Here is a 12,936-nt window from a genome sequence, read left to right on the forward strand (position 1 = left end):
CTCTTATAATTTTCTATTTTCTAAATAATTAACAGCTTCCTTCACTGTCAAAGGATACGTAGCATTACCCGTCCGAACATAAAATGTGGTGTTTTCAGTATCACTTACATAAATTGGTTTTTCAGAAGGTTCAATATTTATTACGCACACCTCCTTTTCATTTAAACCATAAAATAAAACCTGATTGCTGAAGCAAGCCTCGTGGCCCAACTGGGTAGAAATTATTCTAAAAACTTCACGTTCATAACCATCCCTGTTTTTGTGTTTGAGTGTCTTGAAATCATTCTCCAAGCCTAAAATATTTCCATCATCATCTACGCCAATAATTAATTTACCGCCCTTGGCATTCATAAAACCTGTGATGGTTTTGGCAATCACCAGTTCCAGTTCTTTATTGGTTGTTTTACGGTAATAATCATACCGTATCGAAGACTTGAATTCTACCCGTTCATTTTCGCCCGACTCAATTAATTCTTCAATATCACGAACAAGCAGCTGTTGTTGTGTTCCAATGAGTTCATTTTTCCTTTTAAGGTTTATCCAAAACAAACCAGACAGTATTCCCAAAAAACCACCTAAGAGCGTGAGTAAACCACCCATTCCACTCATATCAAAAGTGAAAGACTCTAAAAATCGAGTTTTTAAAACATTTTGAAACAGGGAAAACGAAAACACTGTGTTACTATATTCAAACCAATAGAGCACCATTGTAAAAGGGTGTACCAGGAAATAGAAAATGCCTGCCCAAATTAATACTTGAACAGCTATTGTTTTAATATTTCTAAGAGGTTTCTTACTCTGCATTATTAAGGATTTAAAACTTATTTTATATAGTTATATTCTAATTAAAGAGGTTTATTGCCAAATGCTTTTTAAATTTCCCTGATAAAAAATTATCCCTTTTTAACTTGGGCGTTATAAAATGCTGCAATGCACGCTCCAATTAACCAACCTAAAATGAAGGTTTGAACAATACCGAAAAATGCTTCCAATAGGGGAACGTCCATTCTTATAATATTGCTTGTGTCCAGACCGTGTAAAAGACTATTGAAAAATATAATCGTTCCTTCTTGTCCCGCTGTAGCCATCACGATCATACAGCCCAAATAAATCAAAGCTCCAGTAAGACCGAGGGCAAAACCAAATTTTTTTACGTTCAATCGATACATAGTTTGTGTGTTTTTAGGTTAGTTATCTGAGTTTATTAATTTTTTGGATTCTTCAAATTCCTCCTTTGAGATTTCACCCTTAGCAAACCTTTTTTTTAGGATATCCAATGGGTTTTCTTTTTTTGATTTTTGGTAAGGAATATCTGTTGGGATAAAGAAAATCCATATAATTAATGCTAACCAGATAAACCACCAAATAAGGTGCATACCTCCAAAAGTTCCGTCGTAATAGTGCATAGTGCTGAGTTTTAAAGTTATTTTTTAATTTCTTCAATAGTATAGCCCTCTAGGTTGTCTAGTTGCTTTTGTAGTTCATCAACTGTTAGGGTTTCCTTCATTGTGATAATTGTGGCTCCTTTTGGGTTTAGAAAAACTTCTGTTTTTTCCACCGCTGGGAGCGCCTCTAAAACTTTCTTAACCCTGTTAACGCATCCGCTGCAACTGATGCCATTAATTTGAAATTTTCGCTTCATATCTTAAACTTTAGTGATGATGATCTCTTTTTTCACCCTCTTTTTTGTTCTTCTTATTTAAGTTCTCATCAGATAATCCGTGCGTATGGCTCCCGTGTTGCATTGGCATTAGCAAGTGTATGGCGAACATTATTATAATGAATGCAAAAAGCCAGGTCCCGCCTCCAATCCCAATTGAGGGAGCTAAAAAGATGAATAATAAGGGCAGCCCGCAACCGAGGACCATCCATAACCAGTGATTTTTCATTGTTTTTTGTTTTTGAAATTGATAATATCTGTTTTAATTGATTTTTCTAATCCTCCATCCCTTATTATTGTTCCTGATTGCTATTAGATTGTCAGAAATAAATTTGGAAGTAATAGCTGGGGTATCTTTTAAATATTCTTTCGAAAGGGTAATGTGTATGGGGTCTTCAGTTAAATATTGACCGATTTTTCCATCTGTATTAATAATTACTTCGAAATAATGATAATTCACTACATTTTTCATTAGTACATCGTTACGGCCAAGATTTTCCTTAACCAATTTCAGTACTATAGCTGCATTTTCTTTAAAATTGGTAGCATTTAAAAACTGCGGCTCAATGACTGTTTTTCCAGATTTATCTATGTACCCGAAATAAGGAATACCATTTTTTTTATAGACGATAAGGGATCTTTCCCCGCTGAATACGGGGTAACTTAGATCGCCTGTTTTGGTAGGCACCAGGTCATTCCGGTAATTTATTACCAGTGTGCCTTCTTTGTCAATAAATCCCCATTTATCCCCTTTTTTAACCGCTGCAATATCATTATGGAAAGGTGAGATATAATCTACATTATCAATGTTTTGAGCGAATCCTATAAAAGGAATTAATAAAATCACGATTACTATTTTTTTCATTGTTTTCATTTTCTTAATTTTTTGGTTAATCCTTACTTTTCATCATTCTAAGCGCCTGAACCGGCTTTTGGGATAATTTATGGGTTATCAACACAAGCCGTGAGGAGATGTCCAGGCTTAAATTGAATGTAAACCTACCTGCTTTTAAAGTGTCTCATCTTCATAATCTTCTTTTTTATTTATATGATTTCATCGTAAAAGTTTCGTTTCCAATCTTCTGCATTTTTATAATCCGTCATACTCATTCCCACGATTTCTTTAAATTGTCTTGATAAATGGTTTATACTACTGTAATCCAGCATATATGCAATATCAGAAAAGGAATGTTGCCTTAACTGAATGAGTTCTTTTACCTTTTCGATCTTTAGTTTGATAAAGTATTTTTCAATGGTGGTATTTTCATTTTTAGAAAACAGCTTGCTCAATATTTTATAATCCCTGTGAAGGGTTAAAGACAGATACTCTGAAGTATTTACTTTTAAATAGAGGGGCAGTTCCGTAAGCAGTTCCATCAGGATGATTTTTACTTTTTCAACCAGCATATCTTCTTCACTTTCTACTATTTCAAAACCATTGGAATGAAGAACTTTAGTTACGTTTTCAGTAATATTCCTGTCCGTTTTATTTGATGCTTCCACTAATAATTTACCCAATTCCAAGGAGAGCACAATCACGCCAAGCTCTTCCAGTTCTTGTTTTATAACTTTTAAGCAGCGGTTACATACCATATTCTTTATCCAGAATTCTTTCTGTAAATCCATAGTATTAATTATTTATTGTTAGAATGGTATTTATTCTAAGAGATTATAAAATTCTGTTTTCCAAATAGTTGAAAGTGTGGTATGCTCAGGATAGAGCGCACCAGTTGTTAGCCTTTGCACGGTACAGGCCAACATATTAGGTAGGTTATTTGCAAAAGAACCTACTTAGGAAGAAATCAAATTAAATATACCTCGTGGAGTACCTGGAAATCTTTCGGTATGAGGGGTGGGTCATAATCCCTAAAAGGGATTATATTTTGCTCCAACCCTTCGAATAGATTTACGTAAGTGTAAAAAAATGTGTGTAGGAAAATCAATTTATGATTTTCTATCTCAAATGAAGCTTTTTGAAAGTTATCGCTGCTTTCTTTAACTATAGATTTATTATCACAGCAACCTTTCTTTTCGAACGAACATTTTTTTGAAGGATTGGTATGAGCCTTCATCGCGTTATCACAAACCTGAGCTTTATTTAAAACCGCCATATCCACGAGCTTATTGCAACAGTAATGCATGTTCACAGTAAAGGACGAGGTAGCGAACATTACCGCGAATATTAAAGAGATAGCTATTATTTTTTTAAAGCTTTGCACAATATGAATTTAAAAAATTAACAAATATTAATTACATTTTTTTTATTTTCCTTAAAGAGAATATTAAATCCTTATTTTTTTTACAAACTTAATAAGTAAAAGCCAACTGTAATATGACATTTGTCATATTACAGAAAATTTAATTATTTTATTTTTGCAGAGATAAGAAGTCACTAACAAGAGTTTTATTTAACGGGATAAAAATTCTTTTAAATAATTTTACATTTTAATTTTGCCAAATGATAAAACCATTTTTCCATAATAGTATAACGATTGCTTTAGCGGGATTGGTATTTTTTGCCACTACCTCGTTTACTTTAGATATGCATTTTTGTGAAGAAACTTTAGTTGACTTTTCCTTGATTCATGTTGTGCAAACCTGTGGAATGGAAAGAAACAATCCAAAAAGGAATGTGCAAATGAAATTTCGAAATAGTACTGCTGTTCAGATAAACAGATAGTGCGTGCCAGCTAAGACGAACTTAAAACACATTTCTATAAAATCACTTTCCAGCAACAGGCCTTTTCCACTTTCTTCTATACATACATTAATCTTTTTGATGGATTGGATAAGCTCATCATTCCTTTTAAAGATTATACGCTCCCTATCTCATACGGGATGTTCAAAAGATAAACGAGACCTATTTAATTTGATTTTAAATAGGTCCCGATAATTATCGGGAAAATTGGCCCTATGGTTTCTACAATTTTGTGCTCATTTCGTTGTTTTTAATTTTCTGATCTATCAGGATTTTATTCGACTACCTAATCATTAATACATATGCTAAATAAAGGCATAAAATTTCTCATAGAAAATAAACTGACAGCTGTTTTACTGCTAGACTTTTTTGTTGGTTGGGGTATCGTTAACGCCCCATTCAACTACTCAATTTCCAGTTTTGCTCGGTTGCTACATCCGATGGTATTTACAGGGATTGCAGTAGCTTTAGTCGAAGTTTTTTAATGATCTGTTTTATGGGCAGGATTGGTTTTTAGATTTCCACTTATTTGAAGAAAATTTAAGGGATTTAAGAACAATAAAAAAACATATCTGTTCATCAGGGGGTGGGGGTAATATTCTTTGTAAGTCCATTGGGACTGGTACGTCATCAAAATCAACAGTAGGTGATGTACTTTGGATGAAGGCAATGATTCAACACAACTCTATTGCTGTCTTGACGAGTAAAAGAGCCGAAATAAAAGACCCAGAAGCCAAAAAACTTGCTGAGGAAATTATGGAAGCGCAGTTGCGGGACATCGCACAAATGAAAATGATTATTTACAGATTGGAAAACCAAAAAGAGGAATAGTCCTTGTACTATTTCTTTTAAAACTAATATTATGAAATAAGCATAAACAAATTTTATCATTGTATACCAACCGATATGATTAAATTTTTTATGCGAATTCCTGAATGTGCAGAAATTTTTAGTTTCTCATTTTCAAAAAACTATAAAATTTTAAACAGATAAAAAAGAATTTAATATTTTTAGGCCTGGCTTTAATAGCTGGGCTACTGGGAGGATGGCTTATATTTGGAGGGTCAGGAAATGATGAAAAGGCGCTAAAGGACTTATCCGATATGTCAGATACGCACGACCATTCAGAAGAAACTGCTGAACAGATGTGGACCTGCTCAATGCACCCACAGATTATGCAACCCGAGCCTGGAGATTGCCCAATTTGCGGAATGGACTTGATTCCAGCTGAGGCTGGAGCAGACGGTCTGTCTGCGGATGAGATTAAGATGACCGAAAATGCGATGGCGCTGGCCAATATACAAACATCGGTCGTAGGACAAGGTCAGATGGGAAATGGCACCTTAAAACTATCTGGAAAGATAAAGGCCAATGAAGAATCCAATGCCGTGCAGGTCACCTATTTTGGCGGAAGAATTGAAAACCTTTACGTTAATACTACAGGAGAACGTGTAGGTGCCGGACAGCGCTTGGCAACCATTTACTCACCCGAATTAGTTTCTGCACAACAAGAATTGCTCACGGCAGCATCGTTGAAGGAATCACAGCCAGCACTCTATAAAGCTGTGAGGAACAAACTAAAGCTTTGGAAACTTTCAGAAAAACAAATCAATGCTATAGAGAATGCAGGAAAAGTTCAAGAAAACTTTCCCGTATATGCCACAGTATCCGGAACGGTAACAGAAAAGATGGTAGAAGAAGGTGACTATGTCAAACAAGGCCAACCATTATATAAGATAGCAAATTTAAATACGGTTTGGGCAGAATTTGATGCCTATGAAAACCAAATTACTTCACTAAAAGAAGGCCAGACAGTAAAAGTTACTGCCAATGCCTATCGAAATGAAGTATTCGATGCAAAAGTTTCATTTATTGATCCTTTATTAAATTCTTCTACACGTACCATCGTAGTTAGAGCAGTACTTAATAATAAAAATGATTTGTTCAAACCTGGGATGTTCGTAGAAGGTTTAATTGAAAGTACCCAACCAAATGCTACCAATACTGTTTCTATTCCTTCTACAGCAGTTATGTGGACGGGAGAACGTTCTGTGGTGTACGTTAAAACAAACCCAGACCAACCTGTTTTCGAAATGAGGGAAGTACGGTTAGGTAATTCTAATGGTGATACCTATACCATTCTTGATGGTCTTGAAAATGGCGATGAAGTGGTTACTAATGGAACGTTTACAGTAGATGCTGCTGCACAATTACAAGGTAAAAAAAGTATGATGAACTCAGCTGGTGGCAAGACAATGACCGGCCACGAAGGCCATCTGGGAATGCAAGGTGTTACTGCCGAGGATAATATGAACAGCACCAATCATTCACAAATGAATGAAAGGATTGAAGTTTCCAGCAAATTTCAAGGCCAGTTAAAACAGGTTTTTGATGATTATATTCTTTTGAAAGATGCTTTGGTTAATGATGATGCCAAAAATGCACAGCGAGCAGGAAAGCAAATCACACAGTCATTGAAAAATGTAGATATGAAGTTGTTGTCCGATGACAAAGCACATAACCATTGGATGACCATTCAAAAGGAATTGCAGAATTCTGCAACAGCTATTACCAATAAATCAGATATTTCCGAGCAAAGAGACCATTTTAAACATTTATCTGCACATATGATAAGTAGTATCCAGCTTTTTGGAGTAAACCAAAAAGCCTACAGCCAATTTTGTCCAATGGCAAATGATAACAATGGTGCTTACTGGTTGAGTTTGGAGGAAGAAATTCGAAATCCTTATTATGGACAAGCAATGTTGAACTGTGGCGAGATTAAGGATACAATTGAGTAATTCTTTCAAAAAATAGCACGATTTTTTTACTTGAAAATAAGATTATGAGTGAAAATAGAAGAAATAGAAGAAAAGACAAAAACAAGAAAATGATACAACCTAAAAGTAATACCATTACCACAAGGGAAAAAATTTACGGTATTATTGCTATGGTTATCTTATTTCTCGCAGCTTTATTCGCAACCATCTATATAAGCTTTTAAAACTTTAATACGTGGAAGATCAATGTTTAAAAAACTATAACAACTATGTCGAATACTATTTACATAAAAAATATGGTCTGTCCAAGATGCATTTCGACAGTATCACGGGTCTTACGTGATTTAAATCTTGAATTTAAGGCGATTAAGTTGGGCGAAGTAGAATTGGTATCAATACTTGAGGAAACGGAAAGAAACGCTTTAGCCGAAAAACTTCAAGACTCTGGTTTCAATATAATTAATGACCGTAAAGCACAGCTTATCGAGCAAATGAAAACTTTGGTTGTGGAGAAAGTACATCATTCCAATCAAGAGCCCGATTTAAAATGGGCAGATACTGTTACAGGCGAACTAAACTTAGATTATAAATATTTAAGTTCCCTATTCTCGTCAGTAGAAAGCATAACGTTTGAGCAATACATTATCAACCAGAAGATTGAACGTGTTAAAGAACTTATTGTTTACGACGAATTAACCTTGAGTGAGATAGCATTTCAACTACATTATAGTAGCGTTGCGTACTTAAGCAATCAATTCAAAAAAGTAACGGGAATGACACCCACGCAGTTTAAGAAGTCCGTGGATAAAAACCGAAAATCATTGGATGAGATTTGATATTAAAAAAATATATCAGCAAATTCTACAAATCATCAAGCATATTACGTAACACATTAAAGTCTTTTAATCCTGAAATTTGTATTGTACAAATAAAGATGGGTTTATGGAGACAATTAATATATTTGAAACCGAAAAAAAGAATCATAATCAGGGAATAAAAAAATCCTTCCCATTAACAGGGATGACCTGTGCAGCTTGTGCATCAAGCGTTGAATCTATACTTTCACATACCGAAGGTGTGAACAAAGCCGAGGTTAACTTTGCCAGCAGTTCGGTATTGGTGGATTACGACGAAGGCACTACCGAAGAACAATTGCAAAATACTCTAAGACAGGTCGGCTATGACATAATTATTGATGCCGAAGACCCTTCGGAAGTACAGCAAGAACTTCAGGAAAAGCATTATCAGGATATAAAAAAACGTACTATCTGGTCGGCAATCCTTACGCTACCCATTTTCGTGTTGGGAATGTTCTATATGCAATGGGAACCAGGTAAATGGATTTCTTTGGTATTAGCATTTCCTATACTCTTTTGGTTTGGACGCAGCTTTTTCATCAATGCCATCAAGCAGGCTAAACACGGTAAAGCTAATATGGATACTTTAGTCGCTTTGAGTACCGGAATCGCTTTCCTCTTTAGTGTATTTAACACTTTCTTTCCTGAATTTTGGTTGAGTCGTGGTATCGAGCCTAACGTATATTACGAAGCGGCTACCGTGATTATTACTTTTATTTCCTTGGGGAAACTATTGGAAGAAAAGGCGAAATCAAATACGTCTTCAGCCATCAAAAAACTAATGGGTCTTCAGCCTAAAACCCTTAAAATTATTGAGAATGGAGAAGAAAAGGAAATCCCAATTTCATCCGTACAAGTGGGTCAGACCATTTTGGTGCGTCCCGGAGAAAAGATTCCCGTGGATGGCGAAGTTTCCAAGGGAAGTTCGTATGTAGATGAAAGTATGATTACGGGAGAACCTGTTCCAGTTCAGAAATCCCAAGGGGAAAAGGTCTTCGCCGGTACGGTTAATCAGAAAGGAAGCTTTCAATTTACCGCTGAAAAAGTTGGTGGAGAAACCTTGCTTTCCCAAATTATTAAAATGGTTCAGCAAGCGCAAGGGAGTAAGGCACCGGTTCAAAAACTGGTCGATAAGATTGCCGGTATCTTCGTTCCCGTGGTATTGGGTATTTCCTTTGTAACCTTCATCGTCTGGATGTCTATAGGTGGCGACAATGGCTTTTCACAAGCCTTGTTGACCTCTGTAGCCGTGTTGATTATTGCTTGTCCCTGTGCCTTGGGCTTGGCAACGCCTACCGCCATAATGGTAGGTATCGGCAAGGGAGCAGAAAACAATATTTTGATAAAAGATGCCGAAAGTTTAGAACTTGGCCATAAAGTGAATGCAGTAATCCTTGATAAAACGGGGACGATTACAGAAGGAAAACCATTGGTAACCAACATACTTTGGAAGGACAAGCTTGAAAATCAGAACGATTACAAGAAAATTCTCTTGTCTATCGAAGCACAATCAGAACATCCCTTGGCAGAAGCCGTCGTCAATCATTTAAAAGAGGAAAATATTGTACAAGCAGAAATTATTTCCTTCGAAAGTATCACAGGAAAAGGCGTAAAGGCCCAATCAGAGAAAGGTTCAAAATATTATGTGGGCAACCATAAACTTATGGTTGAAAAGAATATTCAAATCGACGCTTCTTTGATACAAACAGCAGAAAGTCTGGAAGAGAAAGCAAAAACAGTCATATTTTTTAGTAACGAACATCAAGTTCTTGCGATACTTGCCATTGCGGACAAGATTAAAGAAACTTCAAAAAAAGCCATAGCTACGCTTCAAGAAAGAGGCATCGAGGTCTATATGCTCACGGGAGATAACAATAAAACGGCTTCTGCCGTGGCAAATCAAGTAGGGATTTCAAATTACCAGGGCGAAGTAATGCCTTCGGACAAAGCGGCTTTTGTCGAAAAATTACAGGCGGACGGAAAAATAGTCGCAATGGTTGGCGATGGTATCAACGATTCGCACGCTTTGGCGCAAGCCAATGTAAGTATTGCAATGGGTAAAGGTTCGGACATAGCAATGGATGTCGCAAAAATGACCTTGATAACGTCAGATTTGCAATCCATCCCAAAAGCATTGGAACTGTCAAAAAGAACCGTGTTGGGCATACGTCAAAACTTATTTTGGGCATTCATTTATAACATCATCGGTATTCCAATTGCAGCGGGAATTCTGTATCCCGTAAACGGTTTTTTATTGGACCCGATGATTGCAGGCGCAGCAATGGCATTCAGTAGTGTATCTGTTGTTGCAAATAGCTTAAGACTTAAACGAGTAAAACTTTAATAATAAATAAATTCAATACTATGAAAACTTTAAAATTTAAAACAAATATCAATTGTGGTGGGTGTGTATCAAAAGTAACCCCTTTTTTAAACAAACAAGAAGGTGTAGAAAGTTGGGAAGTAGATACCTCTAATCCTGATAAAATCCTAACCATTGAAAGCGATGGTGCAACCGAAGAAGATGTAAAATCGGTTTTGCAAAAAGTGGGATTTAAAGCGGAAAGTTTAGATTCAAATTAATAGATGTTCCTTAATGGCTTCATCAATATGACGTACACCCTTATTTTCGGACTTATTCTTCTGTTCATATTTTTTCTTGTTTCGAGAATTGGAGGAAAAAAGGTCGAGTCCTTTACCGAACAATGGCATCCTTTGCTGAAGGAAAATGTACTTTTTTATCGGAACCTTTCCACAGAAAAACAGGTGGTTTTTCAGCAAAAAATGATGCTGTTTTTAAGTGAGGCCTATATCGACACTGTGAAGCTTGAATTGGAAGAATTGGACAAGATTTTAATTGCGGCAAGCGCAGTAATCCCTGTTTTTGGCTTCGAAGAATGGCACTACACCAATTTAAGCGGCATCCTTTTATATCCAGATAAATTTAATGAGGATATGCACTCTAGTAGTAAGGATAACGCATGGAATATTGGTGGAATAGTTGGGAATGGAAGGTTCGAGAAACAGATGATACTTCCTAAAAAAGCATTATACCACGGCTTTAAAAATACCAGCGATAAAAGTAATACCGGCATACACGAATTCGTACATCTTATAGATAAGTTGGACGACAGAACAGACGGTGTGCCAGAACAGCTAAGGGAACATCAATATGCAATACCTTGATTAAATTTAATCCATGAAGAGATGAAAGCGATAAATGATAACCATTCTGCTATTAGAAAATATGGAGGAACCAATCAAGCTGAATTCCTGGCCGTTGCTTCAGAGTATTTTTTTGAACGTCCAGACTTCCTAAAAAAGAAACATCCCGAATTATTCAAAATGTGATTAAATGTTTTAATCAAAAAATGACTGATGTTGCCTAAAGATGTGAGGTCTTAAAATGGATTGATAAGAACAGAATGAAGAGGAGCACATTCATTAATTCTATCGTTTTTTGGTACTAGAAGCTTTTCCCAAAATGTTGAGCTCTGAAATTGTCACTGATGAAGTTGGATAAACTTTAAGAGTAAAAGCATATTTAATTCTACAGAAGACCGAGCTGTAAAACGGATTGCTTTTTTCACTAAATTCGCTGCGCTATTCAAAATGGGAAAAAAGATTCAAATAGTGATAATTGTACTTACCCTTGGCATTTTTTTAGTGCCAACGAGCGTATGGGCACATATTGATCTTTCCCACCCATCTGAAAAAATCAGTTGTGCAGATAGTGCAGAACACTCAAAGAGCGATTGTTGCAAGGGTCATAAAAGCCAAGACAAGAAAGAAAAGGATTGCGATGGAACCTGTGGAAGTATTTCCTGCCATTGCCCATCAACCACAATTTTACCAATAAATTATTCTTCAACTTCAGAAGCATCAAATCCTGTTGCTATGGCTGCTTTCAAAAATCTTTGGAACTATGCAAAACAACAGCCAAAACCAGTCTATTTCCAGATTTGGTCCCCGCCAAAATTAAGTTAGTTCATCTACCTTGACAGCCAAAGCTATGTCAGATTGAAAACGAACTTCTTGTTTTCAAAATTAAAACGTATCAAATAATTCAAATCTTTTATAATGAAATCAATATTTAACATATTGATAGTGCTATCGGTGGTGCTATCAACAACTACGGGCTTCGCCCAAATTAAAAACCCAACAAGGGAAACTGTAAAAATTCTCGGTAACTGCGATACGTGTAAATCAGCTATCGAAAATGCGGGAAAGCTTAAAAATGTGGCCAGCGTTACTTGGAACAAGGACAGCAAAATGGCAGAAATAAGCTTCGATTCCGAAAAAACAAATCGGGACGAAATATTAAAACGCATCGCGTTGGCAGGTTATGACAACGACGAATATCTGGCACCGGATGCTGCTTATGCACAACTTGCCGAATATTGCAAGTACGAAAGACAGCAAAAGCAGCCCATAAGGGCTATGGACCATACCAAAATGGAGAAGAAAAAAAATAAACCAATGGAAGAAATGACAATGCCTGAAATGACGGAAACAAATCCAATGGAAGCCGTGTTCAATAATTATTTTGCTATAAAAGATGCCCTGGTAAAAACCAATGCGACGATAGCGAATGGAAAATCTGCGGAATGGTTGACTATATTAAAAAACTTGAAAACAGAAGCGTTGACGGCGGAAGGGCAAACCGCTGTAACCAAGGTAATGCCATCTTTAATGGAAGCCGCAAAAAGCATTGCAGCAACCAAGGATATTGGCAAGCAACGGGAAACATTCAAGGTTCTGTCAAAATATATGCACGATATAATTTCTGTTTACGATACCAATGAGACCCTTTATTACCAATACTGCCCAATGCAGGATGCCAATTGGTTGAGCAAGGACAAGACCGTTAAAAATCCCTATTATGGTTCTCAAATGTTAAGCTGTGGCTCTACCGTGGAAACTATTGACACTAAAAATTGA

The 12,936-nt window shown here is 36.2% G+C and carries 15 protein-coding genes and 1 pseudogene; 9 read left to right on the forward strand and 7 right to left on the reverse strand.

What is annotated here, in order from left to right; genetic code table 11:
* Window positions 1–3: 3 nt before the first annotated feature.
* The 7 genes from Q1K34_RS14140 to Q1K34_RS14170 form a co-directional block, all read right to left on the reverse strand.
* Complete coding sequence (locus Q1K34_RS14140) at window positions 4–804, reverse strand: ATP-binding protein (RefSeq protein ID WP_300440168.1); 801 nt, start codon at window positions 802–804, stop codon at window positions 4–6.
* Window positions 805–893: 89 nt separating this feature from the next.
* Complete coding sequence (locus Q1K34_RS14145) at window positions 894–1,169, reverse strand: DUF5676 family membrane protein (RefSeq protein WP_300440171.1); 276 nt, start codon at window positions 1,167–1,169, stop codon at window positions 894–896.
* Between the two features lie 18 nt (window positions 1,170–1,187).
* Complete coding sequence (locus Q1K34_RS14150; protein WP_300440174.1) at window positions 1,188–1,406, reverse strand: SHOCT domain-containing protein; 219 nt, start codon at window positions 1,404–1,406, stop codon at window positions 1,188–1,190.
* A gap of 17 nt (window positions 1,407–1,423) precedes the next feature.
* Window positions 1,424–1,642 (reverse strand): heavy-metal-associated domain-containing protein, encoded by a 219-nt coding sequence (locus Q1K34_RS14155; protein WP_300440176.1) that lies wholly within the window; start codon window positions 1,640–1,642, stop codon window positions 1,424–1,426.
* A 10-nt stretch (window positions 1,643–1,652) separates the two neighbouring features.
* The gene (locus Q1K34_RS14160; RefSeq protein WP_300440179.1) at window positions 1,653–1,889 is read right to left on the reverse strand and encodes a hypothetical protein; all 237 of its coding nucleotides are present in this window, start codon (window positions 1,887–1,889) and stop codon (window positions 1,653–1,655) included.
* A 33-nt stretch (window positions 1,890–1,922) separates the two neighbouring features.
* Window positions 1,923–2,525 (reverse strand): WG repeat-containing protein, encoded by a 603-nt coding sequence (locus tag Q1K34_RS14165; RefSeq protein WP_300440182.1) that lies wholly within the window; start codon window positions 2,523–2,525, stop codon window positions 1,923–1,925.
* 179 nt (window positions 2,526–2,704) lie between these two features.
* Window positions 2,705–3,286, reverse strand: a complete 582-nt coding sequence (locus Q1K34_RS14170) for an AraC family transcriptional regulator (protein WP_156284566.1) — start codon at window positions 3,284–3,286, stop codon at window positions 2,705–2,707.
* Window positions 3,287–5,018: 1,732 nt separating this feature from the next.
* On the opposite strand from Q1K34_RS14170, the gene Q1K34_RS18050 reads away from it, so the two are divergent.
* From Q1K34_RS18050 to Q1K34_RS14215, 9 genes and pseudogenes are all read left to right on the forward strand, one after another.
* Entirely contained in the window at window positions 5,019–5,189 is a 171-nt protein-coding gene (locus tag Q1K34_RS18050; protein ID WP_347409880.1) for a hypothetical protein, read from the forward strand.
* Window positions 5,190–5,347: 158 nt separating this feature from the next.
* Window positions 5,348–7,159: an efflux RND transporter periplasmic adaptor subunit gene (locus Q1K34_RS14180; RefSeq protein ID WP_300440258.1), complete on the forward strand. Its 1,812-nt coding sequence runs from the start codon at window positions 5,348–5,350 to the stop codon at window positions 7,157–7,159.
* A gap of 44 nt (window positions 7,160–7,203) precedes the next feature.
* Window positions 7,204–7,362 carry a hypothetical protein gene (locus Q1K34_RS14185; RefSeq protein WP_300440188.1) on the forward strand — a complete coding sequence of 53 codons (159 nt, stop codon included), beginning with the start codon at window positions 7,204–7,206 and terminating at the stop codon, window positions 7,360–7,362.
* Between the two features lie 45 nt (window positions 7,363–7,407).
* Entirely contained in the window at window positions 7,408–7,974 is a 567-nt protein-coding gene (locus tag Q1K34_RS14190) for an AraC family transcriptional regulator (protein ID WP_300440191.1), read from the forward strand.
* Between the two features lie 106 nt (window positions 7,975–8,080).
* A complete protein-coding gene (locus Q1K34_RS14195; RefSeq protein ID WP_300440194.1) occupies window positions 8,081–10,339 on the forward strand; it encodes a heavy metal translocating P-type ATPase in 2,259 nt (752 codons plus the stop codon).
* Between the two features lie 20 nt (window positions 10,340–10,359).
* Window positions 10,360–10,578, forward strand: a complete 219-nt coding sequence (locus Q1K34_RS14200) for a heavy-metal-associated domain-containing protein (protein WP_241551974.1) — start codon at window positions 10,360–10,362, stop codon at window positions 10,576–10,578.
* Window positions 10,579–10,605: 27 nt separating this feature from the next.
* Window positions 10,606–11,384: pseudogene (locus Q1K34_RS14205) on the forward strand (zinc-dependent peptidase).
* Between the two features lie 223 nt (window positions 11,385–11,607).
* Window positions 11,608–11,982, forward strand: coding sequence for a hypothetical protein (locus tag Q1K34_RS14210; protein WP_086047670.1), 375 nt, complete (start codon window positions 11,608–11,610; stop codon window positions 11,980–11,982).
* 93 nt (window positions 11,983–12,075) lie between these two features.
* A complete protein-coding gene (locus Q1K34_RS14215; protein WP_083645360.1) occupies window positions 12,076–12,936 on the forward strand; it encodes a DUF3347 domain-containing protein in 861 nt (286 codons plus the stop codon).

Origin of the sequence: Christiangramia sp. (assembly GCF_029937855.1) — a bacterium.
In the GTDB taxonomy this organism is placed as follows: Bacteria; Bacteroidota; Bacteroidia; order Flavobacteriales; family Flavobacteriaceae; genus Christiangramia.

Excerpts from the sequence above, each read along its gene's own strand:
- Q1K34_RS14140 (WP_300440168.1), bottom strand. The coding sequence starts at position 804 with ATGCAGAGTAAGAAACCTCTTAGAAATATTAAAACAATAGCTGTTCAA.
- Q1K34_RS14150 (WP_300440174.1), bottom strand. The coding sequence starts at position 1,406 with ATGCACTATTACGACGGAACTTTTGGAGGTATGCACCTTATTTGGTGG.
- Q1K34_RS14145 (WP_300440171.1), bottom strand. The coding sequence starts at position 1,169 with ATGTATCGATTGAACGTAAAAAAATTTGGTTTTGCCCTCGGTCTTACT.
- Q1K34_RS14155 (WP_300440176.1), bottom strand. The coding sequence starts at position 1,642 with ATGAAGCGAAAATTTCAAATTAATGGCATCAGTTGCAGCGGATGCGTT.
- Q1K34_RS14200 (WP_241551974.1), top strand. The coding sequence starts at position 10,360 with ATGAAAACTTTAAAATTTAAAACAAATATCAATTGTGGTGGGTGTGTA.
- Q1K34_RS14190 (WP_300440191.1), top strand. The coding sequence starts at position 7,408 with ATGTCGAATACTATTTACATAAAAAATATGGTCTGTCCAAGATGCATT.
- Q1K34_RS18050 (WP_347409880.1), top strand. The coding sequence starts at position 5,019 with ATGAAGGCAATGATTCAACACAACTCTATTGCTGTCTTGACGAGTAAA.
- Q1K34_RS14215 (WP_083645360.1), top strand. The coding sequence starts at position 12,076 with ATGAAATCAATATTTAACATATTGATAGTGCTATCGGTGGTGCTATCA.
- Q1K34_RS14160 (WP_300440179.1), bottom strand. The coding sequence starts at position 1,889 with ATGAAAAATCACTGGTTATGGATGGTCCTCGGTTGCGGGCTGCCCTTA.
- Q1K34_RS14210 (WP_086047670.1), top strand. The coding sequence starts at position 11,608 with ATGGGAAAAAAGATTCAAATAGTGATAATTGTACTTACCCTTGGCATT.
- Q1K34_RS14185 (WP_300440188.1), top strand. The coding sequence starts at position 7,204 with ATGAGTGAAAATAGAAGAAATAGAAGAAAAGACAAAAACAAGAAAATG.
- Q1K34_RS14195 (WP_300440194.1), top strand. The coding sequence starts at position 8,081 with ATGGAGACAATTAATATATTTGAAACCGAAAAAAAGAATCATAATCAG.
- Q1K34_RS14170 (WP_156284566.1), bottom strand. The coding sequence starts at position 3,286 with ATGGATTTACAGAAAGAATTCTGGATAAAGAATATGGTATGTAACCGC.
- Q1K34_RS14165 (WP_300440182.1), bottom strand. The coding sequence starts at position 2,525 with ATGAAAAAAATAGTAATCGTGATTTTATTAATTCCTTTTATAGGATTC.